Annotated in this window: 19 protein-coding genes; 15 read left to right on the top strand and 4 right to left on the bottom strand. The window is 36.5% G+C overall.

The features are described from left to right. The first annotated feature begins 11 nt into the window (after positions 1-11). The 11 genes from C1634_RS14550 (at position 12) to polA (ending at position 15153) form a co-directional block, all read left to right on the top strand. Positions 12-923 carry a PKD domain-containing protein gene (locus C1634_RS14550; RefSeq protein ID WP_103231495.1) on the top strand — a complete coding sequence of 304 codons (912 nt, stop codon included), beginning with the start codon at positions 12-14 and terminating at the stop codon, positions 921-923. Positions 924-970: 47 nt separating this feature from the next. Beyond that, the gene (gene tssR / locus C1634_RS14545; RefSeq protein WP_103231496.1) at positions 971-3376 is read left to right on the top strand and encodes a type VI secretion system protein TssR domain-containing protein; all 2406 of its coding nucleotides are present in this window, start codon (positions 971-973) and stop codon (positions 3374-3376) included. 357 nt (positions 3377-3733) lie between these two features. Continuing rightward, positions 3734-4141 carry a type VI secretion system tube protein TssD gene (tssD, locus tag C1634_RS14540; RefSeq protein WP_103231497.1) on the top strand — a complete coding sequence of 136 codons (408 nt, stop codon included), beginning with the start codon at positions 3734-3736 and terminating at the stop codon, positions 4139-4141. 108 nt (positions 4142-4249) lie between these two features. Next, positions 4250-4921: a hypothetical protein gene (locus tag C1634_RS14535; protein WP_123921468.1), complete on the top strand. Its 672-nt coding sequence runs from the start codon at positions 4250-4252 to the stop codon at positions 4919-4921. 263 nt (positions 4922-5184) lie between these two features. After that, positions 5185-7680, top strand: coding sequence for an ATP-dependent Clp protease ATP-binding subunit (locus C1634_RS14530; RefSeq protein WP_109738678.1), 2496 nt, complete (start codon positions 5185-5187; stop codon positions 7678-7680). Between the two features lie 67 nt (positions 7681-7747). Then, complete coding sequence (locus C1634_RS14525; RefSeq protein ID WP_103232712.1) at positions 7748-8614, top strand: lytic transglycosylase domain-containing protein; 867 nt, start codon at positions 7748-7750, stop codon at positions 8612-8614. Positions 8615-9096: 482 nt separating this feature from the next. Continuing rightward, the gene (locus C1634_RS14520) at positions 9097-9903 is read left to right on the top strand and encodes a hypothetical protein (protein WP_103232711.1); all 807 of its coding nucleotides are present in this window, start codon (positions 9097-9099) and stop codon (positions 9901-9903) included. Between the two features lie 453 nt (positions 9904-10356). After that, complete coding sequence (gene tssD / locus C1634_RS14515; RefSeq protein WP_109738677.1) at positions 10357-10770, top strand: type VI secretion system tube protein TssD; 414 nt, start codon at positions 10357-10359, stop codon at positions 10768-10770. A 440-nt stretch (positions 10771-11210) separates the two neighbouring features. Then, positions 11211-11627, top strand: a complete 417-nt coding sequence (gene tssD / locus C1634_RS14510; RefSeq protein ID WP_109738676.1) for a type VI secretion system tube protein TssD — start codon at positions 11211-11213, stop codon at positions 11625-11627. 96 nt (positions 11628-11723) lie between these two features. Next, positions 11724-12155: a hypothetical protein gene (locus C1634_RS14505; protein WP_103232709.1), complete on the top strand. Its 432-nt coding sequence runs from the start codon at positions 11724-11726 to the stop codon at positions 12153-12155. A gap of 163 nt (positions 12156-12318) precedes the next feature. Further along, positions 12319-15153 (top strand): DNA polymerase I, encoded by a 2835-nt coding sequence (polA, locus tag C1634_RS14500; protein WP_109738674.1) that lies wholly within the window; start codon positions 12319-12321, stop codon positions 15151-15153. 84 nt (positions 15154-15237) lie between these two features. Here polA and C1634_RS14495 read toward each other — a convergent pair whose 3' ends face one another. Together C1634_RS14495 and C1634_RS14490 are read right to left on the bottom strand one after the other, a co-directional pair. Continuing rightward, positions 15238-15636 carry an immunity 22 family protein gene (locus tag C1634_RS14495; RefSeq protein ID WP_103232707.1) on the bottom strand — a complete coding sequence of 133 codons (399 nt, stop codon included), beginning with the start codon at positions 15634-15636 and terminating at the stop codon, positions 15238-15240. A gap of 15 nt (positions 15637-15651) precedes the next feature. Beyond that, on the bottom strand, positions 15652-16236 hold the full coding sequence (locus tag C1634_RS14490) for a hypothetical protein (protein ID WP_103232706.1): 585 nt from the start codon (positions 16234-16236) through the stop codon (positions 15652-15654). A gap of 202 nt (positions 16237-16438) precedes the next feature. Between C1634_RS14490 and C1634_RS14485 the strand changes: the two genes are divergently transcribed. Continuing rightward, positions 16439-17086 carry an MgtC/SapB family protein gene (locus C1634_RS14485; RefSeq protein WP_103232705.1) on the top strand — a complete coding sequence of 216 codons (648 nt, stop codon included), beginning with the start codon at positions 16439-16441 and terminating at the stop codon, positions 17084-17086. Positions 17087-17120: 34 nt separating this feature from the next. Here the strand turns inward: C1634_RS14485 and C1634_RS14480 are convergent, their stop codons facing one another. Continuing rightward, the gene (locus C1634_RS14480) at positions 17121-17606 is read right to left on the bottom strand and encodes a copper resistance protein NlpE (protein ID WP_228410079.1); all 486 of its coding nucleotides are present in this window, start codon (positions 17604-17606) and stop codon (positions 17121-17123) included. A 280-nt stretch (positions 17607-17886) separates the two neighbouring features. On the opposite strand from C1634_RS14480, the gene C1634_RS14475 reads away from it, so the two are divergent. The 3 genes from C1634_RS14475 to C1634_RS14465 all read left to right on the top strand — a co-directional run bounded on the left by C1634_RS14475 (position 17887) and on the right by C1634_RS14465 (position 22169). After that, the gene (locus tag C1634_RS14475) at positions 17887-20025 is read left to right on the top strand and encodes a S46 family peptidase (RefSeq protein ID WP_103232704.1); all 2139 of its coding nucleotides are present in this window, start codon (positions 17887-17889) and stop codon (positions 20023-20025) included. A 72-nt stretch (positions 20026-20097) separates the two neighbouring features. Next, on the top strand, positions 20098-21096 hold the full coding sequence (locus C1634_RS14470) for a polysaccharide deacetylase family protein (RefSeq protein WP_109738673.1): 999 nt from the start codon (positions 20098-20100) through the stop codon (positions 21094-21096). Then, positions 21093-22169, top strand: coding sequence for a GNAT family N-acetyltransferase (locus C1634_RS14465; protein WP_103232702.1), 1077 nt, complete (start codon positions 21093-21095; stop codon positions 22167-22169). The genes C1634_RS14470 and C1634_RS14465 overlap by 4 nt, the downstream gene beginning before the upstream one ends. A gap of 59 nt (positions 22170-22228) precedes the next feature. On the opposite strand, the gene C1634_RS14460 is transcribed toward C1634_RS14465, so the two are convergent. Continuing rightward, a complete protein-coding gene (locus C1634_RS14460; protein ID WP_109738771.1) occupies positions 22229-25096 on the bottom strand; it encodes a M16 family metallopeptidase in 2868 nt (955 codons plus the stop codon). Positions 25097-26042: the final 946 nt, after the last annotated feature.

The following is a 26042-nucleotide window of genomic DNA, read 5'->3' as shown; positions in this document are numbered from 1 at the left end:
AATTATTAACTATGAATTATTTTCAAAAGAACAAGAAGAACATTATTATCGGTGTTATTGCAACTTTGCTCATCGCAGCATTGGTTGTTCTGTGGCTGCAGAAAAAAGTAATCCATTCAGCCGATGATATTGTTGGAGTGGTTTATCCGTCTTCACTGGCGGTAGGAGACACCCTTTTATTCGAAGATAAAACCCAGTTTGCAAAAACCAAAAGATGGAATTTCGGAGATGGGACAACTTCAGATAAAAACAGTGGAATTCACTTCTATAATAAACCGGGATATTATCAGGTGAGCTTGATCGTTGACAATAAGTATACGAAATCCTTCCCTGTAATGGTAGGCGCAAGAAGCGTTCAGAAGCCTAAAGATAGCGCAAAATCGACGACAACTATCGAAGCTGTCACTCAGGCTATGCAAAATGAGAACGTAACTTTTCGGGCCGTTTCTGACGCCAAGCAGTTTGCATGGAAATTCGGAGAATCAGGAAATACAGATGCCAAGGATAAATTTACGATCTATTCTTATAAAAAACCTGGAGATTATCTGGTAACTCTGTACACTGAAGAAACCCAGGAGCCTATCTATCACCGTATCAAAATTCTTCCGGCTTATGATGCTCTTGCAGAAGATGAAGTATCTGTAGAAGACTCTTATGCAAAAGTAGATAATGATTTCAAGTATCACCTGCAGCAGATCGCCAATGGAAACAGCTTCAATATGCATTATAATTATCTTTTGAAAACCTACCTGTGTAACAATGAAAATACAGTAGTAAAGGTAAATGACAGTAAAGTGAATAACTTCTACATGTATTGTGCAGGCCTTCAGTTTGATAAAAACACGGTTATCCAGACGGTAAAAGTAAATCTGGATGATAAGCAGGAGTGTGTAACTAAAGTAGAAATCAACCAAAGCAAATAATATCGTCCGATATTACGGATGCGCCAATCATTAAAAGATAAAATAGGATGAAAAATAAATTTCCTCTAGCAGCATATTATATAGGGTTATCAGTATTATTGACGAGTTGCCAGGTAAAGTTACCGTCAAAGAAAACCCCAGAGCCGTCACAGTACGGGCAGGTGGATGCTTCCCCTGTCGTTAACGGTTATCCTAAAAAGTCAGTTCCATGGATTGTTATTTCAGACAGATCAAGAAATACGGCTTATTTGGATAAAGATGACGAGAAGTCTTACAAAGAAGTGAAATTCCTTGAGCCATTAATGGTTTTAAAACATAGAGACGGAATGGTAAAGGTAGCGGAATATGTTCCGGATGCTTTAATGAAAAAAGTTTCGTCAAAATCAATCAAAACATATGGCTGGATTCCGGAATCTGACCTTCTTCTTTGGAACAATGCTTTAAAGAGCGAAAAAACAGGATATCCTGTAAGAGTAGCAGTAGTGCCAAGTAACAGCGAAGTCATCAAGAATGCTGAAAGGTATTATAAAAATGACTCCATTATGGTGTTCAATTCACCAAGTCTTATTGAAGCAGCCAAGGTGAAAATTCCAAACGGACAAATTGTATATGTCTACAAACAAGCTGAAAATAACAAGCGATTTTTAGTAGGTAAAAAACCTTCAATAGATATAGATAGCATCGGGAAAGGCCTTTACGGATGGGTGAGTTCCAATGTCATCTCTACCTGGGGAGAACGTTCTGCGATTAAACTTAAAAATACAACAGGGATCAACGATTCTGCCTTGGGAATTCATGAAGGATATCCTGGAGGATCTGCATCAGACGCCGAAAACAAAACGGCGATTCTTCTTACAGATGTGAACAAAAGAAGGCCCCTGGAAAATATTTTCCCTGTAAGCTTACCATTAGAAGAAGCTCCAACCCTGGATTCCAAAACAAAATACTTCACCAATATTTTAGATTACAGCAAGAACTTTGTATCCAATGTTCTGGGTGAACCTATTTATTTTGACCGTTACAGAGAGATTACAGAAAGAGATAAAAATATCAATATTGTCTTTGCGTTGGATGTAAGTGCAGGAAATGCACCTTATGCCCCTATTGTAAAATCATTACTGCAGGATCTACAGCTTAGATTCGAAAAGCCATCTTATTTTAATAATGTTAAATACGGGGTGGTTTTATACAAAAATAACCCTTGTGGGGAGAATATTTCTGTATCAAATCTTAGTACAGACTACAGTAAGATCTCCACGTTTATTGATCAGAAAACGAATGAAATGAACTGCGCAAGCAATAATGGGTATCAGCCGGTAGGAGAAGCTCTTACAGCAGCCGGAAACCTTCTTTCTAACGTTTCTGATGAAACCAATATTGTAGTGACTGTAGGGACCTCTGCGAACCAAAGCGGGAATATGTACAGTGTAATCAGCTCACTGACTCAGGCTCAGGCAAGGTTGATCATGTTCCAGACCAATGCGAGATCATCAGATAACTATAATGATTTCGTATTGATGGCAGAAAATGTGGTTACCAATACGGCCAAAAATATTGCTGAACTTAAAAAACAAAAGATCATCAACCAGTATGATGTTCTTACCAAGAATAATTTCAGCCTTGTGGAAGGTGATGCCGGATTCTTCTCTCTAGCTTATCCTAAGCAGAGTATGTCTCAGGGATTTGTTATTTTCCCTAAAAAAGGAGATATCACGACTCCAGGATTCCTGAAAAAATCTGTTGACAGCCTTATTTCACAGGTTACTTTAGACAATCAGACTGTTGATAAGTCGCTTAATGAATATTTCCATTCATCAGTAGGAGCAGGAAGAACAGATGTTGATTTAAAATATAAATACCTGTATCCAGGACTTACCAATCCGGTTTCTGCAGGAATTGCAGCACAGCTGATCAACTACGGAAGTCCATTCCTTGTAAAAGGATATATTCCAAAAGATCTGAAAGACTTTACACCGGGAATAGAAAAAGGAATTCTTATTTCTGAATCTGAGTATGATAACTTAAAAACTTTTTATACTGAAGTATACAGAAATACTCAGGCAGACCGTGCAGACTTTAATCAGGCGAGAGCAGTGAAAGAGTATGTAAAGCTGCTGAAGAAGTACAATCCAACCATCAAATTCCTGGATAAAGGAGATCTTTATGAGCTGCCAATGTCTTATGCTATTGGTATGAGTACAGGTTTTGACCTTTCTGATGAAGAGCTGATGGCTAAGTATAAGCTGAAAGGCTGGAAGAAATCGAAAATTGTTCCTAATGAAACAGTAAGAAATTATTTCCAACATTATAAAAATCTGGCAGACAGAATGCTTGCCAACAGAAATAACCCTGCTGTAAAGATCCAGCAAAACGGGCAGACTTTTTACTGGCTTAATGAGTATTTTACACCGACAAGAATTCCGAGAGAACAACCGGAATATACTAAGCATTAAGAAATTCATTTTATCATATCAAAAGCAGAAGTATCTACTTCTGCTTTTTTTGTGCTGTGAAGATGAAATTAGAAACGATGATCGCAAACTTTACCCCCTGAATCCTCTGATTATTTCTCTTTCATGTGTAAAATTTATTTTTATCTTAAAAATGGGATATACCGTAAAATGCTTTATTCATGGGTGTTATAAAAACATATGTAAATCTATTATCGTAGAATTACGACAATAAGTAGTAGAACTACTACAATTTCTCAGATTTATATTGAAAAGTTTTTTTTAGAGGAAAAGAGCCTCTATATTTGCTACACAATCACTGAATCACAAAATATTACTAACGATTAAAATTTACTAATCATGGCCGAAAGCAATTCAAGAGGAATCTTAAAATTCAACAATGGTGAAGGACAAAAGCTGTTAAAAATGAACTACAGCGTATCCCGATCTACAGACGTATCAGGACGTGTAGCATCAGATCCTTCTAACGCTCTTATCAAAGTAACCGTAGAAGCAACAGAAAAATCTGATATCCTTGAAAGCCTGTTAAATGGTAAGTACAAGCCTACAGTGGGAGAAATTACTTTTAATAAATCTCATGAAGAAGGAAAATTGATTACTTTGAACTGGCAGAACGGATATGTTATCCAGCACCAGGTTGAGTTTGATGCAGTAGACAGCAACAGTATGCTGATCAGCTTCGTAATCAGTGCTGAAACCATTGACTATGGTACTTCTCAATATGCAGGACTTTGGCCATCCAGCTAGAATTTATACACATTATCAACATTCATAAGAAAAAGACTGTCCCTATTTAAGGCGGTCTTTTTTGACTTGAATGCGCAGCAAAAAACTATAATAACCGAAAAAACAATAATGAACAAAATCACTGATCACCTGAAATACTTTTCCAAATTATCCGCAGTATTCATCTTCAGTATATTGAAAATCTATGCAATAGGAATCCTATCAACACTCATCACCTTTGTATTGGGGATTTATATTTTATCAGACCGTTTAGGGCCGGGATTGGGGCATACAGGAGTTCTTGCATTTTTAATAACAACAATTAAGGCCAAACCGGTTTCTGCATCTATTTTTTATTTGCTGATGATCATTGCTCCGTTTTTTACAATTGTTTTTGCCACAAAATATGCGATGTCTGTGGTGATCAGTAAACTGTTGCAGGATCATTCAAAGACGATTGTTGTTCCTTTTATAGATAAAATCATCAATGTATTTAAAGCAAAACAGCCCACGGTTATCAGAACCAGTGCAGATTTTGCCATTGCTAAAGTGAAACTGTTGAATGAATTTAAAAACAGTTCAGAAAATAAAATTCTCAAGCGCATCTTAGGCTATGCCTTAAATAAAATAAAGTTTGATGAATTGAATCTGGGAGCAGAAAATGCAGACTTTTCCGATATCATTAAAACCACACTTATTGAAAAATTATATGAACTGGCAGAACCCTCAGCGATGATATTTTATATCTACATAGGACTTCAGTGGATCAGTCTGATGTTATTATATTTTTTGAATATGTAAATAAAAACAGGGTTCAGGAGAAGAATTTGTCAGGATATTATAATACCGGGATCATCCTGGAAAAGAAAAAAATACGGTTGTTACTTCTCTGAGTGAAGAATTAACTATCTTTATATCGTTTAGAATAAAATATTTAATTTTAGCTAGACAAAAGAACGTTTTTTGATTCTCTGTTAATCAGGGATGAAAAATACACATCAATACCATCAAATCTGAAGCACATTAAAACAGAACGCAAATATATTAATATAAGAAAATTATAAATGGGAGTACTAGTAACCAACGAAACAGTAAAACAGCTATTTCACATTGCTCAGTCGATAGCGAAGGAAAATTATAATGGAACTTATGGTGGCCCGCATATCCTGCAGGCTTTAATGCATAAAGATATCGGGCTGAATGAATTCCTGAAAAGTATAGATAAAGATCCAGGTTATTTCTATGAATGGGCAGATGTCCGCATTGAAGAATATCCCAAAACCAACCATCTTCCTGATGAAGTAGGACAGGATGATGCGGTAGATACCCTTGTAGAAGAAGCTGACGATATCCGTTTAAAATTAGGATTGGATGAGATTACTCCAATATGTATTCTGACAGCAATCGTAAAACCACAGATTGTATTCTCACTTCAGCAGCTGAAATCGCTTCCATTGCGAGAACATGAGATATTCAATCTATATAGAAAAGATACACCGTTTACGGTCTCAGAAGATGGAAATTTCTCTTCCCTATTTTCAAATGGTTCAGACTATTCAGATTCTTCTTTTCCTTCCATTAAAAGCTATTGTGTAGACAGAACCGCACAGGCGAGAAAAGGAGAGGTTGAAAATATTATCGGTAGGGATAAAGAACTCAGAATGCTGGTAGAAATCCTTTGCCGAAGAAGCAAACCAAACGTGATTATCATTGGAGAACCTGGTGTGGGAAAGACTGCATTGGTTGAAGGTTTTGCTACTGAAATTATCAAAGGAAATGTCCCTGAAATGCTTAAAAACGGTACTCTTTTGGAACTGGACACCGGAGCATTATTAGCCGGAACCTCTTATAAAGGCGAAATTGAAGACCGCCTGAAAAAAGTAATCAATGAATGTAAGAAAATTGAAAAAGCTATTCTCTTCATTGATGAAATCCATACCCTTTTAGACCCGAAAGGAAGCATCGGAAACGTTGCCAACCTTCTTAAACCTGAGCTTGCCAGAGGTGAGATTACCGTAATTGGGGCTACAACTCAGGAAGAATATAGAAAAATTATAGAGCCGGAACAGGCTTTCAACCGCCGTTTTGAGGTTTTAACCGTTCATGAGCCGGATGAGAAGACCTGTGTGAAAATGATTGATGTCCTTCTTGAAGGATACAAAAAACACCACGGTATTGAAGTGGAAAAAACAGCTATTCCGGAATGTGTACGTCTGGCGAAAAGATATGCAAAAGGTAAAAAATTACCGGATGCTGCAATCGACTTGTTAGACAGAACAATGGCTGCTATCAAAATGCTTGATGAGCTTTCTGAAAAAGAATTGGATAGCTGGAAAGTAAGCTATGATGCCATATTAGAAGAAGAATATGCAGACAACAAAGATAAAGCTGATGAACTCATCTGGACGTATAACCTGCTGAGAGATAAAATAAGCCCAATTCTTTGGGGTTCCTTGAGCGAACAGCCGTCGATAGACAACTCTATGCCAGTAGATCAGATTCAGAAAATTATTGAAGATACCTATGCAGAGCTTATACAGCATGCTGCGAAGAAAAGAGAAAAAGTAGACAGACTGGAATTGGCCGCTGTAATGGCTGCTAAAACAAATATCCCAATCGGGAAGATTCAGGCTCAGGAAAAAGAAAAACTCCTGAATATGGAATCTCTTCTCCTGAACAGAGTTGTAGGGCAGGATCATGCACTAAAAATCCTTTCTGATGCTATCGTTGAAAACCGAAGCGGATTGAATAAACCAGGGCAGCCTATCGGATCTTTCTTCCTTCTGGGACCTACCGGAACCGGTAAAACAGAGCTGGCAAAATCAATGGCAGAATTACTTTTCAACGATGAAAAGGCAATGGTGCGTTTTGATATGTCAGAATTTAAAGAAGAACATTCCGCAGCATTATTATATGGAGCGCCTCCGGGATATGTAGGATACGAAGAAGGAGGTATGCTTGTAAATAAGATCAGACAACAGCCTTACACCGTTGTTTTGTTTGACGAAATTGAAAAAGCCCACCATTCTGTTTTTGATGTATTCCTTCAGATTATGGATGAAGGAAAAGTTCATGATAAATTAGGAAAAGAAGGAGATTTCAGCAATGCATTGATCCTATTCACCTCCAATATCGGAAGTGAAGAAATTGTAAAACAGTTTGAAGAAGGTAAAATCCCGGGATCATCATCACTCATGCAGATCATGTCAAATTCAGGACGATTCAGACCTGAATTTCTGGCAAGAATTACAGAGATTATTCCTTTTGCACCGATCACAGAATCAATTGCAGAAAGAATCTTTAATATTCAGTTGAAATCACTTCATACTTCATTAACGAGATTGGGAATTGCTTTAACAATCACCGAAGATGCTGTAAGAAACCTTGCACTGGGAGGATTTAGCAGCAAATACGGAGCAAGACAGATTTCCGGAGTTATTCGGGCACAGCTGGCCAGACCGATCTCTAAAATGATTGTAAGAGAAGAAGTGAAATCCGGACAAACCATTCATGTGGACTGGAATAATGAAGAAGAAAAGCTAAGCTGGAAAGTAGATTAAATGATGAAGCAAAAAGGCGAATTTGCACATCCGTTTTTTTACCTTTTTGCTTATAAATAAAATTAAAATGAAAACAATTGTCAGAAATATCTTTACAGGTTTTCTATTATTAGGATCCGTTATCTTGGTAAACGGACAGTTTCTTGCCGCTTCCGATACCTCGGAAAGCAGTGTAAAAAAGTACAAAGGAATCATCAATGCAAATAAAGATCTTGTAGAATTTATTGAACAGTTACTTCTTCAGAAGGGGCTTCCCAAGCATTTGAGAAATCTCGCCCTGATAGAGTCTCATTTTAACAGAAATATCACGTCCGGAGCAGGAGCAGTAGGGGTTTGGCAGCTGATGACAGCACATGCCAACCAATATGGGCTTACAGAGCAGGGACGTACCGATCTCTATAAAAGTACCAAAACGGCGGCTATTTCTTTAAGCAACCTTTATAAAAAATATAACAATTGGGTTACCGTTGTGGCTGCTTATAACTGTGGTGAAGGAAATATTGCCAAAGCGATGCAGGCTGCCGGTTCCTCTCAATACCATGAGTTCTCCAAATATCTTCCGGGAGAAACCATTAATCATGTGAAGAAATACCTGAACGCATGCTATGCTACCGGAGAACTTCAGAGTGTATTGAGCAACTACAACTCCTCGAGAATCAATAAAGTTTTCTTTGAGGATGGAAACCGAAAAGTAACCGATGCTGCACTTTCAGAAACGGAGATCAATGCAGGTTTCAGCCTGAAAGTAGTTGCTGATGAACTGAATGTGGATATGGATAAAATCCTTGTCTGGAACCCAGGTATTGTAGAAGAGCTGCAGAAAAAAGGAGAAAGTCCTTTTTATCTTCCGGTGGATCTGATGCCTGATTTTCTGCTAAGAAAAAATAAAATATTGGTTCGTTCCATAAAAGAAGGAAGAAATACGCAGCAGTAATATACGGTCAGATAAAAATAATACTAACAATCAGTTTTTTGACTGATTGTTTTTTTTTGTAAAATATTACTTTACTCGATTAATTCTAAGTTTACTTTTCCATTTTTGATTTTTAGAGTAAATATTTACAATTCATAATTAAGTGCACAATACACCCATGTGAAGTAGATGTGATATAAATGGTGTATTGATATGTCTTGAGTGTATTTTTTTTAGTATTAGGCACATATCTTTAATTTTTTAATATGTGACATAAGTATGACATTGGTGTAAAAAATGTAAAATCTATAGGATTTTTTTGAAGAATTTGAAGACTGTGTGATATAGATTTGTGCAATTTTTTATTCATAGAATCAGTTTTTATATAGATGTAATACCTATGATGGATGTGGTTTTCATTTGATGTTTTTTCATTTGACTTAGGTTTACTGCTGATTAAGGAACTGCAATAGTTTCTTATTTTAATTTTAAAAACTTTTACTATGAAAAAAAAATATTTTGTAATTCTTGTAATGATGTTCTGTATTAAAACATTTTCTCAAATTGGTGTTCATACACCTAATCCACAAGGAGTTTTTAACATTGATGCAGCTAAAGATAATCCGAAAACCGGAGTGCCCTCTGTAGCACAACAGGCTAATGATGTAGCTGTTACTTCTGCAGGAAATATGGGAATAGGAACTACTGCACCATCCAACAAACTTCATATCAATGGAACAAATCCTTTGCGTTTGCAAGGACTTACTGCAGGCGATACTACTACAGATGGACTCTTAGTAGTTGATACCAACGGTGTGGTAAAGAATGCAAGCAGATTAGATGATTTGTCTATTCCAGCCCCGGCTATTTTCCGTTTAGAAAATTTGCAAACTAACTTTTTGCAGGCATTTAACCCTGGAGAATCACAGGTCGTACCAATGTCTATGGTAAAAAATTCAATTCCTGGATTAACTTATAATACTTCCACAAATACAATTAAATTTCCTAAAGGAATCTATCAGATTGCATTTGTTTATGAAGCAAAGCATGATGCTCCGGGATGTAATATCAGCTCATATTTTGTTGATTTTCCTATTAATGGGACTACTACAAGGGTTCACAGCACTGGAGCTCATATCGAGGGAGGGGTTTCTAATCACGGATCAACAATGACCTATGCAACTACAATAACGGGAAATCAAAACTGGCAAATAGCTTTGGGTAGAGGTCAATCAGGTAATTGTAAAGGAGCTGGAATGGAGCTGATCCAAAAATCAACTCAGGTACTAGTTTACAGACTTGGAGATTAATTTCCTAATGATCAAAAACTGTAATACAAATAATAAGGCCATGATGTACATCATGGCCTTACTTACTGACAAGATTTTATTGATTAAGCATGCAAGTGAAAAATTACAGTACAGGGATTCTGATCTCAGCTTATGAATGTGAAAAGTGATTTTTATCTGTAACTTTCTTTGTTAAGAAATGGTAATTATTCTTAAAAAAAATCTTAATATTTCTCACTCATGTGGTAAATAGTTGTTTTTTATTTTTATTTTTTCGTGAGTAAAAATCATTTATTCATAACGTTTTGAGTAGGTTTGTTAAATCTATTGTCGTAGAATTACGACAAGAAATCGTAGAACTACTACAATTTTTCAGATTTATATTTAAAAGTTTTTTTTAGCAGAAAAGAGCCTCTATATTTGCTAAACAATCACCGAATCACAAAATATTATTAACGATCAAAATTTACAATCATGGCAGAAAGAAATTCAAGAGGAATCTTAAAATTCAATAATGGAGAAGGACAGAAGCTGTTAAAAATGAATTACAGCGTATCCCGATCTACAGACGTATCAGGACGTGTAGCATCAGATCCTTCTAACGCTCTTATCAAAGTAACAGTAGAAGCTACTGAAAAATCTGACATCCTTGAAAGCTTGCTAAACGGTAAATACAAGCCTACACAAGGAGAAATTACTTTTAATAAGTCTCATGAAGAAGGAACATTGATCACTTTGAACTGGCAGAACGGATACGTGATCCAGCACGAAGTAGACTTCGATGCAATAGACAGCAACAGTATGCTGATCAGCTTCGTAATCAGTGCAGAAACCATTGACTATGGTACTTCTCAGTACGCTGGACTATGGCCTTCAGCAGGTAATTAAGCCTATTCATCATCTTAGTAAAAATAAAATTGGTACAGAACAGTACACTCATCCGAGTATACTGTTCTGTTTTTTTATGCAGAATTATAAAAAATAACAACCCATCAGAGTTTTATTTTTGGTTTTCAATTTGTATAATTTGAAGATCATCGGGAGAGATTTTTCACCTCATAAAAAGACGTTTTTTAACAAAATATCTCTCTTGTTAGTGTGATATTATATGTTGTATTTTTGATTTTTAATTGTAGTTAATGTATTTGATTATAATGAGTTATGTTTTTGTCTTAATCCAATTGTCGTAGAATTACGACATGAAATCGTAGAACTACTACACTTTTTCAGATTTCTGTTCAAAAGCTTTTTTTTCAAAAGTAAGGAGGTTATCTTTGCTATATAATTATCGAATAACAATTTATTACTAACGACTAAAATTTACAATCATGGCAGAAAGAAATTCAAGAGGAATTTTAAAATTCAACGGAGGAGAAGGGCAAAAATTATTAAAAATGAACTACAGCGTATCCAGATCTACAGATGTATCAGGACGTGTAGCATCAGACCCTTCTAACGCATTGATCAAAGTAACAGTAGAAGCTACTGAAAAATCTGACATCCTTGAAAGCTTGTTAAACGGTAAATACAAGCCAACAAAAGGAGAAATTACATTCAACAAATCTCACGAAGAAGGAACATTGATCACTTTGAACTGGGAGAACGGATATGTAATTCAGCACGAAGTAGATTTCGATGCAGTAGACAGCAACAGTATGCTGATCAGCTTCGTAATCAGTGCAGAAACTATTGACTACGGTACTTCTCAGTACGCTGGACTATGGCCTTCTTCAGGAGGTAAATAATCCATCACAGCTTAAAGAAAAAAGGAACAGTATACCATTGGTATGCTGTTTGTTTTTTATCAATAATAAAGAACCATCTATTAAAAACTAACAAACATGTTCAGACAAATTCTATTTATTCTTGCTTTTACAATGACTTTTATTTCCTTACAGGCACAAAACTCTTCTACTTTATACAAGGGAACTGTTAATGGGAAAATGGCGATCACATTATTTTTTCAGTCCGTAGACAGTGACTGTGGAAGTGGTGTTTATTACAACGCAATGTACAAGTATGATAACGTTAGCAATTGGTTAGAACTTAATGTTACAGAAGGGGCTCAAAAACAGTTTGCAATGGTAGAAGAACACTTCACCGGATTGATGATTATAAAAAAAGAAGGCGACATGATGAATGGAACATGGATAGGTCCTGACGGCAAAAAACAACTTCCGGTACAGCTGAAGAAAGTGACAATAAGCAGCAAAGAAATGGAAAAATATCGAAGCAAAATGGAGCAGATAAATTTCGAAAACCATGACTGTTAGAAAGTGAATGATTGTTAATACAAAGAATTGACGAGCGAAGTGAATTCACTATTCACGATCTCAAGCCTCGTAACCTTCATTCCGAAACTCAATACCCCGAAACCCTTGTCCTGTACTACCAACTTTTACTCCTATTTTCATATATTTGTTCATTATTCAAAATATGGACGCAACACAAGATAAAAGGCTGTTTCTCATCGATGCCTATGCGATGATTTTCAGAGGATATTACGCATTAATCAGGAATCCGAGACTCACCAGCAAAGGACTGGATGCTTCTGCCATCTTTGGTTTTACAAATTCTTTGATCGAATTGATCAGAAGAGAAAAACCTTCCCACCTGGCAGTTGTTTTTGATGTAGGGCAGGCGAGTGTAAGAACTGTTGATTTTTCAGAGTACAAAGCCAACAGAAGCGAGACTCCTGAAGCGATCAAAATTGCTGTTCCATACATCCACAGAATTCTGGAAGCCATGCATATTCCGATTCTGGGAGTAGAAGGATATGAGGCTGATGATGTCATAGGTACTATAGCGTGTAAAGCCGAAAAAGAAGGGTATACCACTTTCATGGTAACACCGGATAAAGATTTCGCACAGCTGGTGACCGATAAAATTAAAATTTATAAGCCAGGATTAAAAGGAGGCGATATCGAAATTCTTGGAGTTGAAGAAGTAAAGGCAAAATATGAAATTGAAGACCCTAAGCAGGTAATTGATTTCCTTGCCATGATGGGAGATGCGGTGGATAATATTCCAGGACTGGAAGGAGTAGGGGAGAAAACCGCTATGAAATTCCTAAAAGAATTCGGAAACATCGAAACTTTATTGGCCAATACCGATAAGCTGAAAGGAAAGCTAAAAGAAAAAGTGGAGGCCTCTGCAGAGCGCGGTATTTTGTCTAAAAAATTAGCTACTATTATCTGTGATGTACCCGTAGAGTTTCACCAGGAGCAATACGATCTTGAAACTCCGGATTTTGAAAAAGTAAAAGAAGTCTTTGATGAAATAGAATTCAGAAGACTGTACGAAAACCTTTACAGAGCTTTTGCTTCTGCACCTGCTGAAACAGTTGTTGCTAGCGAAGTAGAAGTGAAGCAGACTCCTACTGGAGCAGAAGTGAAAGGACAGGCCATGCAGCTGGATCTTTTTGCCAATTTTGAAGAGCTGGAACAGGCTACTTCTACAAAATCAAACATTGAACAGAACGATCACCTGTATCAGTTTATAGATAATCCTAAGGCCCAAAAGAAGCTGGTTGATAATCTTTTACAGCAAAAAGTAGTTTGCTTTGATACAGAAACAACTTCACTAAACGAACTGGAAGCAGAATTGGTGGGAATGAGTTTCTCTTATAAAAAAGGACTTGCCTACTATATTCCTCTCTCTGAAAACAGAGAAGAAGTTTTGCAGACATTGGAGATTTTCAGACCGTTTTTTGAAAAAGAAGACCTGCTGAAAATTGCTCACAATCTGAAATATGATTATAAAGTTTTAAAACAGTACGACATCACCGTTAAAGGGGCTATGTTTGATACCATGATTGCCCACTACCTGCTGAATCCGGATGGAAGACATGGGATGGATTATCTTTCGGAAGTATACCTGAACTATAAGCCTGTATCTATTGAAACCATTATTGGAAAGAAAGGTAAGAAACAAGGCAGCTTCAGAGATGCAGATCTGAGAACACAGACCGATTATGCGGCAGAAGATGCAGACGTAACTTTCCAACTCTATGAACTTTTCGCGCCACAGCTGAAAAAAGAAAATCTGGAAGAGCTTTTCTACAATATTGAAATGCCGCTGATGGAAGTACTGGCAAAAATGGAACTGGAAGGGATTTCTCTGGATGAAAAATGGCTGGCACAGGAAAGTATTGACCTTGAAAATGATCTGAAGCAATTAGAAGCTACGATTTTTGAACTTTCAGAAGAAGAATTCAATATGAATTCACCTAAACAGTTAGGAGAAATTCTGTTTGAAAAAATGCAGCTGGATCCAAAAGCTAAAAAAACAAAGACAGGGCAATATGCAACTTCAGAAGATGTTCTGCAGAAATTGTCCTCAAAACATGAGATCATCAAACATATTCTGGAATACAGAACCTATCAGAAATTAAAATCTACCTATGTAGATGCTTTGCCTTCACAGATTGATAAGGAAGACAACAGAGTACATACCAATTTCTCGCAGACGACGGCTGCTACAGGACGTTTGGCAAGTGTCAATCCGAACCTGCAGAATATTCCGATCCGTACTGTGAGAGGACAGCAGATTCGTGGCGCTTTTGTTTCTGGAGAAGGAAAGAAAATTATCTCTGCCGATTATTCACAGATTGAACTTCGTTTAATTGCTGAAATTTCTGGAGAGGATAATATGATCAAAGCTTTCCAGGATGGAGAGGATATTCACGCTTCTACAGCCGCAAAACTCTTTAAAATTCCTTTGGAAGAAGTTTCGAAAACCCAGAGAAGTCAGGCTAAAACCGTCAACTTTGGGATCATCTACGGACAAGGTGCTTTTGCATTAGCAGAACAAACCGGATTATCCCGTACAGAAGCCAAGCAAATGATTGAAGCTTACTTTGAAACGTATCCAAAACTGAAAGCATACATGGCAGAGCAGGTGAGTAAAGCACGTCAGATGGGCTATGTGGAAACTATTTTAGGCAGAAAACGTCATCTGAAAGACATCAATTCCAACAATTTTGTAGTAAGAGGCCACGCAGAAAGAAATGCTGTCAATGCACCCGTTCAGGGAAGTGCTGCAGATGTTGTAAAGCTTGCCATGATTAAAATAGACAGGGAACTCGTTGAACAACAGCTGAAAACAAAAATGCTGCTTCAGGTACATGACGAATTGATATTTGAATCTCCAACGGATGAGATTGAAGCCGCTTCAAAACTAATCAGAACTGAAATGGAAAATGCCTTAAAAACACAGGTTCCGCTATTGGTAGAGATTGGAGTAGGAGATAACTGGCTAGAAGCGCATTAATAAATACTACATCATACCTTAATGATACAATAAAAAACTTCCGTCTTTTGGGCGGAAGTTTTTTATTGTATCTATCTCTAGGTATTAAACGTCATATTCTATTTGACCTACATAATGCAGAGAAAAATCATCGTTTTCTGTAGAAACCGGATTAGGAATAGCAAATCTGGTTGCAAAAATAATGGCATTCACTGGAGTATCCAGACTTAGTTCATTCAGTTTTTGTTCCAGGATCGGAAGCCATTGGTCAGCGTAAGAATATTCTGCAAACTTGTCATAAAGTCCAAGTCTTTCATCCTCAAAACCATACTCTATAAAGTCGTCATCAAACCATTTGATGTTCTGAGATTCTGCAAATTTGGAAACATACTGATCTTCGCTTTCCTCTTCTATATAATAATTTTCATCCTCCTCTACGAAACTATAAAAGTCTTCTTCATTTTTAAAATACCCTAACCAGAAGTGTGAAATTTCTTTATCCATAATTTTATATAAGTATTATTTTTTGATATTTTTTAGCAAGTGATATTTTTCACCGCTGATAAGCATACCGGTCATTATTGCAAAACCGGCATCATCTCCTATATTAACATTGATTTTTTCTGAAAACTGCTGAATAAAATCGCCATTATTAAGGTCATATAGCCGGAATAGTGAATTCCCAAAAGTCATTCCCATAGATTGGTTGACATTGAAAACAACCGGAAGTAGCAATAAATCCGCACTGCCGAATTTTTCTTTAATATAATTCATTTCCTCAGTACTTATTACAGATGTAAGATTGGGAAACATTTTTACTTCTTTGGATTTATAATCTTTTTCAGCGACTTTCTTTAAAATATCCATCACCTTTGTATCCATATTAGCCCGCAAAACAGCTACATCATTAAATTTTAATTGAAGAGTATCCCTTAAAATTTTCTTTGTAATATCGTCGTTATCTTTAAAATTGTTGATAATCGGCACAAAAGCAACGGTTGATCCACTACTTTTAAAAGAATAATTTTCATTAAATACTTTTTGGGCATGTAAAAATGTCATTCCGGATAATACCGTAAATAATGCAAAAATAAGGCTTTTCATAGGAGGGTTCTTATTACAATCTTTTTGTTGATTCTCTTTTGTAACTCTTTTATATGAGAGAATTGTAACTATTAAAATGTAAAATTACAAAAGTTTTTTTGTGAAATAAATTTTCTGAGATGAAAGCACAAAATCTCCGCAGCAAAAATAGTTTCTCGATCGTATTTTATTGTAAATTTATTCTAGGTTTAAATTAAAAATTATGGATTTTCTTCAGGACCATTACGCTGTCAAAAATGAATTACTGCTTATCCTTATTTCTGTTATTTTAGGACTGTTCATTGGTGCTGAACGTGAATACCGTAATAAATCTGCGGGTCTCAGAACTTTTATTCTCGTCTGCTTCGGAGCCTGTCTGTTTACTATTCTTTCCATAAAAATAGGCGTTGCCAATCCGGACCGTCTTGCTGCCAATATCATTACCGGAATTGGATTTCTCGGTGCAGGTGTTATTTTCAAAGGAGATAATAAAATTGAAGGAATTACCACTGCAACCACCATTTGGGCAACAGCTTCCATCGGAATGGCGGTAGGTTCCGGATACGTTTATATTGCAATGTTGGGAACTGCTTTGGTTCTGATTATTCTAAGTGCCTTAACTTATCTTCAGAGTTTTATTGATAATTATAATAAAGTAAGAGAATACAGAATAGCAGTGAGCAGCTCAGGGGACATTAAATATTGTGAGAATATCTTTAAAGAAAATCGTTTAACCTATCTGATGATCAGACAGCAGTATTCACAAGATGGTTTTACCGTTATCTGGAGAGTTACAGGCAAAAATAGCCATCATGAAGAATTAACCAAACGGTTGGTAGATGATCCTAAAATTAAGGGGTATCAATTTTAATGATCTAAAAACAAAAAAATAAAGGCCTGAGCCTTTATTTTTTCTTGAAGATATAAAGATCTTTGTTGGGACCATCAATCTCTTTTCCTTCCATATCCAGCTGGAACAAAATATTTTCACCAACCTTATATTTATAATTTACAGATTTTCCTTTTAAAGTAATCATGCTTCCTGTAGTATCCCATGCAAAAGATCCTTTATCCTGAGTCTTTGAATTTTTGTCGAGATATTCCTCAGTAATGCTGAATGTTTTATCATTGTTCAATGTTAGAGAGGTCTTGATTCCCGGGCAGTCAGCACATGGAACAGTCGCTTCATAAGTACCAGCCCAGTCCAATGCATTTTCCGAAGTATCACCAGCTGCTGTAGGCGTTGCTTTTGTGATACTGTCTGTAGCAGCAGGTTGAATCGCTGTTGCAGAATCTGTAGTACCGTTTGTTTCAGTGGTTTCTTTTTTAGAACATGAAGTAAGGAATAGAGTGGATGCAATTCCTAGCATGAGTACTTTGCTTTTCATCATAATAATTGATTTAAATATGTTTTTAATAATAAAGTTACCTCCAATGAACAAAAACTGAGCCATAGGAGGAGAGTTTTAGATATGTCCAAAGGGTAAAGCTGCTGATTGATAGTTGTACGTTAGATAGCTCCTGATTCAGATTTCTACATTTTTATCATGAATTTCTACTTTTAACCCAATCATCAACCCATTTTACAAAAACCACTTCTTAACAACTTTTCCGCCCGTTTTATAAAGGCTATTCTTATTTTTCTTCGTAAATTCGGGCAAAATTTTGATTATGACAAAAAAGATACTTTTATCTGTATTTCTTTTGCCTGCTGCAATGGCATTTGCACAACAATATGGCGGAATGTGGATTCCTACAGAGCTGAATGAAAAGGAAATGAAGGATTTGGGAATGAAGATTTCTGCAAAAGATATTTTCAATACCCAGAAACCAAGTATAAAGGATGCGGTAGTACAGTTTAATGGCGGATGTACTGCAGAGATTATTTCGCCTAAAGGGTTGCTTTTAACCAATCACCACTGTGGTTTCGGTCAGATTCAGGCACATTCTACGGTTCAGAATGACCTCCTTTCAAATGGATTCTGGGCAAAAAATACAGAAGGAGAACTTCCTAATCCGGGAGTAAAAGTAGATTTTATTGTAGATATAAAAGAAGCTACCGATCAGATTTTAGAAGGTACGGATAACCTTACAGAGCCGGAACTTACTAAAAAGATCAACAACAATATTGAGGTTTATAAAAATGCTCAGAAAATTGAATCTTACCAGTCGATTCTGGTAAAGCCTATGTATTATGGAAACAAATACTATGCTTACACGATCGAAACGTATAAAGACATCCGTCTGGTAGGAGCTCCGCCTCAAAGCATTGGAAAATTCGGAAGTGATACGGACAACTGGGTTTGGCCTAGACATACCGGAGATTTCTCTATGTTCAGAATTTATGCAGACAAGAGCAATAAACCTGCAGAATACTCAAAAGACAACGTACCTTACGTTCCAAAACACTATTTACCGGTTTCTATAAAAGATAAAAACGAAAACGATTTTACTTTTGTATTCGGATTTCCGGGAAAAACCACAGAATATCTTCCTGCAATAGGCGTAGAGAAAATCATGAAGGATATTGATCCTGCAAGAATTGCTGTACGTGATGTTGCTTTGAAAACATTAGACGAAAAAATGCGTGTTGATAATGAAACACGTATCAAATATGCTTCAAAATTTGCTTCAGTAGCAAACTATTGGAAAAAATGGATCGGTGAGGTAGAAGGATTGAAAAAATCCAATGCTGTTGAGAAAAAAGTAATGTATGAAGGTTCTTTGGTGGCTAAAAACCCAGAGATTAAAACGACTTTGGATCAGTTGAACAAATTGTACAACGACCAGGCTCCTTATGCATTAAACAATGCTTATTATACAGAAGTGATCAGAAATGCTGAAACATTGAAGCTTGCTGGTGATTATTATGACTTTGTTGCCTCTGTGGAAGCAGGGAGAATGGATGAAAAGGAAGTATCAAAGTTAAAAACAAAATTAACCTCTTTCTATAAAGATTACAGCGCTGAACTTGATGCTAAAGTAACAGCAAAACTATTGGCTTTGTATGTTAATAAAACAGCACCGCAATTTTTACCTGCCGGATTCAACAAGTATAAAGATGAAAGTCCGAATATGCCTGTAATAGAAGAGATGTCTAAAAACTCTATCATCACAGGAAGAACGGCTGTAAATGGAGCAGCATTGACTACTGATATTGATAAAGCGTTTTCTAATCAGGATAAATTAATCAAAACGTTAAAGAAAGATCCTATTTATCAGTTGTATGTTTCTATGAAAGAAACGTATATGAAAGCTGCAGATCCTCAGTATACTTCAATGCAGGCAAAAATTGATGCTTTACAGAAAAAGTTCATGGCTCAGCAGATGCAGACGGATAAAGACAGAAAATTCTTCCCGGATGCTAACTCTACGCTTCGTGTAACGTATGGTAAAGTAAAAGGTTCTACTCCTAGAGATGCCGTTTCTTATGGTTACCAGACTCACCTTGCAGGAGTAATGGAAAAATACGTTCCTGGAGATTATGAATTCGATGTTCCAAAGAAACTGATTGACCTTTACAACAAAAAAGATTTCGGAAACTATAAAGATAAAACGGGTGACGTTCCTGTAGGATTCACCGCAACCAACCATACTACAGGAGGAAACTCTGGAAGCCCTGCGCTTGATGCCAACGGAAACCTTGTCGGATTGAATTTTGACAGACAGTGGGAGGGAACGATGAGTGACATCAACTATGACCCGCGTTTCAGCAGAAACATCATGGTAGATACAAAATATATCCTTTTCATCATCGAGAAGTTCGCTGACTCAAAGTGGCTTGTTGATGAAATGAAGGTGATAAAATAATTTATAAAAGTTATACCTTTAAGAATCTATTTGAATTGAGTTTTGAATAGATTCTTTTTTATTTTAAATAAGATGAAAGACAGGATCATCAATGCTTTGGCAGCCTTTGAATCAGATAATATGGGGAAATCTTTTCCGCTGGATTACTGTCTGCCTCTTTATCACAGTATCTCAGACAAAGAACTTCCGCATATAAAACATGTGATCCGTTATAAGACTACAAAACAGTTTGAAGACGATCTGGATCATATGGCAAAGAACTTTCAGTTTGTAGACTGGCAGGAGTTCAAAGGATTTATGTCCGGAAACTTTAAACCTAAGAAAAAGATTGCCCTGCTGACTTTTGATGATGGTTTCAGAGAGTTTTATGATATTGCGGCTCCCATTTTGGAACGAAAGGGAATCTATGCCTGCAATTTTGTAAATCCGGCTTTCATAGACAATAAAGATATGATGTTCAGGTGCAAGGCCAGCCTTCTTGCAGATGCTGCCGAGAGAAAGAAAACCATAGATCCGGAAATTTATTTTGTTTTATCGCTTAAAAATTTAGACAGACGCTTTTTACAAAAGAAAATTTTAGCAATCAATTATCAGGAAAAAAATACTTTGGACTGGCTTGCTGAAAAACTTGAGGTAGATTTTAAAGCGTATTCAAAAAAATATAAACCCTACTTAAGCACCGAAGAATTAAAAGAACTTACCCGAAAAGGTTTCGGAATCTCTTCGCACAGCTGGGATCACCCGAAATACGGAGATTTATCTTTGAAAGAACAGATAGAAACAACGGATAAGACTTTTGCTTATTTAAAAGAAAATGGCTTTCTCTATGAAAGCTTTGCATTTCCGTTTACCGATTTTGAAGTACAGAAAGATTTCTTTGATGAACTCTTTAAAAATGAAGAAATCTATTGCAGTTTTGGATGTGCAGGCGTAAAACTGGACAGTGTGAGTAGAAACTTCCAAAGAATACCAATGGAAATGGGAGAGAGCGGAAAACAGATCCTGAAAAAAGAGATAGCTTACTTCCGACTGAAAAAACTGATCAATAAAAACACGATTATAAGAGAATGATGGCGCTGAAAACATTCAACAGAAAAGAACTGGAAGATTTTATATCCTCCGGAGCTTTTCAGCAATATGATTTTCTTCCGATTACCAAGCATCGTGCGCTGTCTCACATTAGAAATCCCAAAGCATCAGACGAAGACACTTTGCTTATTCTGGCTTTTTTTGAAGAAAAATTGATTGGGTATGTAGGATGTTTCCCGGATAGTTTCATCATTGATGGAAAAGAAATCCGTTACACGTGGTTAAGCACTTTATATGTAAACCCTGAATACAGAAAAAAAAGACCCGCAAAAGCATTGCTGAAAAAGGTTTTTGAAGAGTATGAAGGGAGAATTGCCATTACAGAATTTACCAAAGAAGCAGAGGCTCTTTATAATATTATGGGTGTTTTTGAATATGTCTTTCCTAAAGAAGGGAAGAGGTATTACTTCAGAACCGATGCTGCTAAGATGATTCCTGAAAAAAAACCAGCAACCCAATCCTTAAAACCACTTTTTCAAATCCTGGATACTGCTGCCAACGGGTTGATCTCAATAAAGAACTTATCGACACCGAAACCGGACTTCAATTATGAAATTCTTGACCGGATTGACAAGGAAAGTGCAGATTTTCTGTCAAAATTTTCAGGCAAGCGCAGTGCTGAAGAAATCAATGTTTTTATAGACAATCCATGGGTGTTGGAAGGCAAGAAAAATGAGAAATATCTCTTTTCAAGTTTTGCTGACACATTTAAGTATTTTTTGGTGAAGATTTTCGATCAGAATAATAAGCTCAAAGCTTGTTTGCTGCTGCAACTCCGCGATGGATATCTTAAAATTCCTTACCTTTTTTCAGATTCTGAATTAGATGAGGTCGTTCGGTTTTTAAAATATTTCATGATTAAAAATAAAGTGAAAGGCTTTACCTGCTATCAGACCAAACTGAACGAAGCGATACAGCAGTCAAAAGAATTTTCTTACATCTACGAACGTAATTTTAAAAGAGAATATCTGTTTCACCAACAGTTGTTAGAATTGCTTCCCACAGATTTTAACCCGGATTATCAGGATGGAGATGGGGATTGTATGATGACGTAAGGGAATTACGATAAAATAAAAAAAACCGCTCGACAGCAATGTTGAGCGGTTTTTTATTCTTAATGTCCGAAAATATCTTTCAGACTTACTTCTTTAAATGTTCCCATTTTTTGAACAGCTTCCATATCGAGGTTTTCTTTTTTACCGATAATGGCTGTATTAAAATGTATGGATTTGACTTCTGTCTGATAGAAATGCTTAATATCCTCAAATTTCAAATTCTGAATCTGTTCATAGATATCCTTTCTGAAATCATGATAAATATTCAGCCTCTTCAACCTCAAAGTATTGAAAAATATATTATTTCGGGTAACTCTTGTTGAGGCAATCTGTTTCAGAGCCGCATTTTTCGCATTCTCGAACTGGATTGTCACTTCAGGAAGTTCTTCCATAAGTTCATTCAGAGTATCTACAGCAATCATCAATTTGTCCGGCTGTGTTCCGATATAAGTGGTCACATAGTCAGGATGATTCAGTTCAGAGTTGGCTGCGTAAGAAACGTAGGCAGAGTAGGCGAGACTTTTACTTTCTCGGATCTCCTGAAAAACAATGGAAGATAATCCTCTTCCAAAATATTCATTGAAGACATTGACCTTTCCAAACTGATGCGGGTTCACCAGATTTCCTTTTCCGATTTTGCTCATTTCCATCTGAACCATATCATAGTTGATGAAATTGACATTTCCTCCCGTTGCAGGTTCCGGATATTGTTTGGCTTCCGCTATCTGAAGACTTTCAGTTTTTATATACTGACCGATATATCCTTTGAAGTGTTCAAAATTTCTGCCATAGAAAAATACCTGATAAGGATATTTGAAAAGCTTTTTCATTCGGTCGGTGAATACTTCAGAATTGCTGCTTTCAAGCTCTTCTTTCGAAATAATATCCGTAAAACGGGAGTTGCTGCCCAGTTTTGTATAATTGTTAAGAGCTGTTATGATACGGTTTTTATCCTTCTTTATGGCCTGGCGGTTTTCCAAAACAGTTCCTACAAACTGATTATAGATTTCCTGATCAGGTTTCACATCATGCATCCAGTGTTGCAGAAGAGCAATTCCTTTTTCTATATTCTCTTCCAGCCCGCTCAATGTGATGATCAGCTGATCATGCGTGGTCTTGAAATCATTACTGATCCCGATTTTGAAAAATTCGTTTTTTAAATCTTCGGGCGAAAGAGTATCTGTTCCTAAATATTGAAGCAGTTGAGTTGAAATTGCCAGATCTCTGTCATTGTCACTTCCAAAAGGAAAGATAAAATGCAGCTGTGCTATATCATTATATTTATTGGTAACAAAGCTCAGCTTCTTTCCTTTCACATCGTCAGTGATAATCTTTTTCTCATAATTGATGAATTCAGGCTTTATATCTTCAGTTTTCTCAGATAAAATTTTCTGTAAAAACTCAGACTGGCTGTCACGGTTAATTTTAATAGGAGTGATACCCGGATTTTCAACTCTGATCAGCCTGTCGTTAACTCCTTTTTCTTTATTGATGACAACATAGTTTTCCTTGAAAAAATCATTAGCAAAGCTGACTACTTCTTCCTTCGTAAAAGCAGCATACTCATCCATTTCATTCAATTCCTGTTCCCAGGTTCTGCCTTTTATATAAGTGTCGTAAAGATTGGTGGCCAGTCCTTCCGTTGTTTCAAGAGCTTTCATTCTCTGCAGTTTAAAATCATTGATAATAGCTGGCAGCATCCAGTCCGGAAACTCACCTTTCTTGATCAGTTCAATTTCTTCCAGTACCAGGTCTTTTGCCTCCTCCAGAGTTTGGGTTTCTTTGGGAACCGCAACGATGGAGAAATAGCCGTATTCCTTTAAACCTACAGAAAAGGCCTGCCCCCAAAGCATTTTTTGCGTCTGATTGATGTGAAGATCCAGTAATCCGGCTTCCCCTCTGTTGCTAAGAATGTTGGCAACGATATCTGCCAGCATAGCTTCTCTTGTTCCATAGCTATCTGTTCTCCATGCCAGCTGAGTCCGTGGAGTAGTAGGGCTTTTTACCGTTCTGGTTACAACTTCTGTAATAGGTTGTTCAGTAACCGGTGTCTTTTTAGGAAGCTCTTTATAAGGTAAGGTCCCGAAATACTGATCAATTAATTGAATAGTCTCTTCAAAATCAAGATCCCCAACCATGACGATGGCATAATTATTAGGAACATAATATTCATCAAAATACTTATGAATAGCCTTCATGGAAGGATTTTTCAAATGCTCAGGCCTTCCCAGTGTTGTTTGCTGCCCATTAGCATGGGTAGGGAAAAGAGCATCCATCAATTCATAATTCACAAGTCTTGTATCATTATCCTGAGCCCTGTTGAACTCCTCATATACAGATTCCAGCTCTGTATGGAAAAGACGGAGTACAATTTCGGAGAATCTTTCTTTCTCTATTTTCAGCCATTTTTCAAGCTCGTTGTTCGGAATATTATTTTTATAAACCGTCTCATCAAACCAGGTATGAGCATTGGTACCACTGGCTCCCAAAGAAGAAATAGCCTTGTCATATTCATTGGCAATGGCATATTGGCTGGCTTCCTGAGAAACTTCGTCTATCTTTTTATAGATTTCCTTTTTCTTTTCAGGATCCTGTTCAGCTTTATGCTCTTCATATAGTCCCGAGATCTGGTCAATAAGTTCTTTTTCCTTTTCCCAGTTTTGAGTCCCCAGCTGAGAAGTCCCCTTAAACATCATGTGTTCGAGATAGTGGGCCAACCCTGTATTATCAGCAGGATCATTATTACTTCCCGTTCTTACCGGAATAAAGGTCTGTATTCTCGGAGCATCAAAATTTTGAGCAAGGAAAACCTTTAAGCCATTTTTCAAAGTATAGATTCTGACGTTATTTTCGTCGTGGGTTACTGTAATATATTCGTTGTGGTTTTTATCAGTATGTACCGTTTCTTTATATTTTCTGTCTGTCATATATAAAACACATTTCATTCCTTAGAATCCGGAATGCAGTACAAATGTAATGAATCAAAAAAAATGTTCACCTGTTTTTATGACTATTACATCTATTATTATAGTTGAAAAGGTGAATCATCAGAAAGGAATAACCATTATTGAAGGGGATTAAGATAGGTAAACACATTTTTTTCATACTATATATAATATATGATTTTTATTTAGGAGCTTTTTCCTGCTATCCATTTTTACTCCTCGCACCAGCGCACTCCGCCCCTTCAACCCACCCACTCTCCAACGCAAGCTGTGGGGTAACCATTCTTATCAGGGCTAGGGGAGGGAATTATAAATGATGAATGATGAATTAGATTTTCGGGTTTCTCGTTCCGTGTTTTTAGTTTTGAGATTACAATTCCAGGTTTTAGGTTGTCAATAGATGTATTCTGTATCATCAGCTTTCTCTCTTATCTATATTATATCGATCATCCTCTGTGCAAATCCGTGCAATCTGTAGTTGAATGATCCTGTCAACGAATAATCATGATCCTCTCCATATAATCCTCCAGACAATAAAAATTCAATAGGAACGGGCTATAATCCTGAGCTTAGTCGAAGGGAGCTCGTTTAATAAAAATAAAACCTCCTTGTTGGCTTTAGCCCCAACTTAAATAAAGAATAGTTGTTTTCAAAAAAGCTTCTGCTATTATATATAGGTATACCTTCCATTACTCATTACTCATTACTCATTACTCATTACTCATTACTCATTATAGATTTATCCTCAATCCCCTCCCAAAACACGCTCCAACCCTCCAACCCTCATACACACACATTCTCCCAAACAAATGTTTAAAATTTTTCTCTCTGCCTACCAGTGTTTTAGGTTTAAATATTAATAAAAGGTAAAATTTATGTTAAATAAAGTTGCGTGGTGTATGTTAAGTTTCTATCTTTGCCCCACTGA

Source organism: Chryseobacterium viscerum, from assembly GCF_002899945.2.
In the GTDB taxonomy this organism is placed as follows: domain Bacteria; phylum Bacteroidota; class Bacteroidia; order Flavobacteriales; family Weeksellaceae; genus Chryseobacterium; species Chryseobacterium viscerum.
This window is presented reverse-complemented; position numbering and strand designations above follow the sequence as displayed.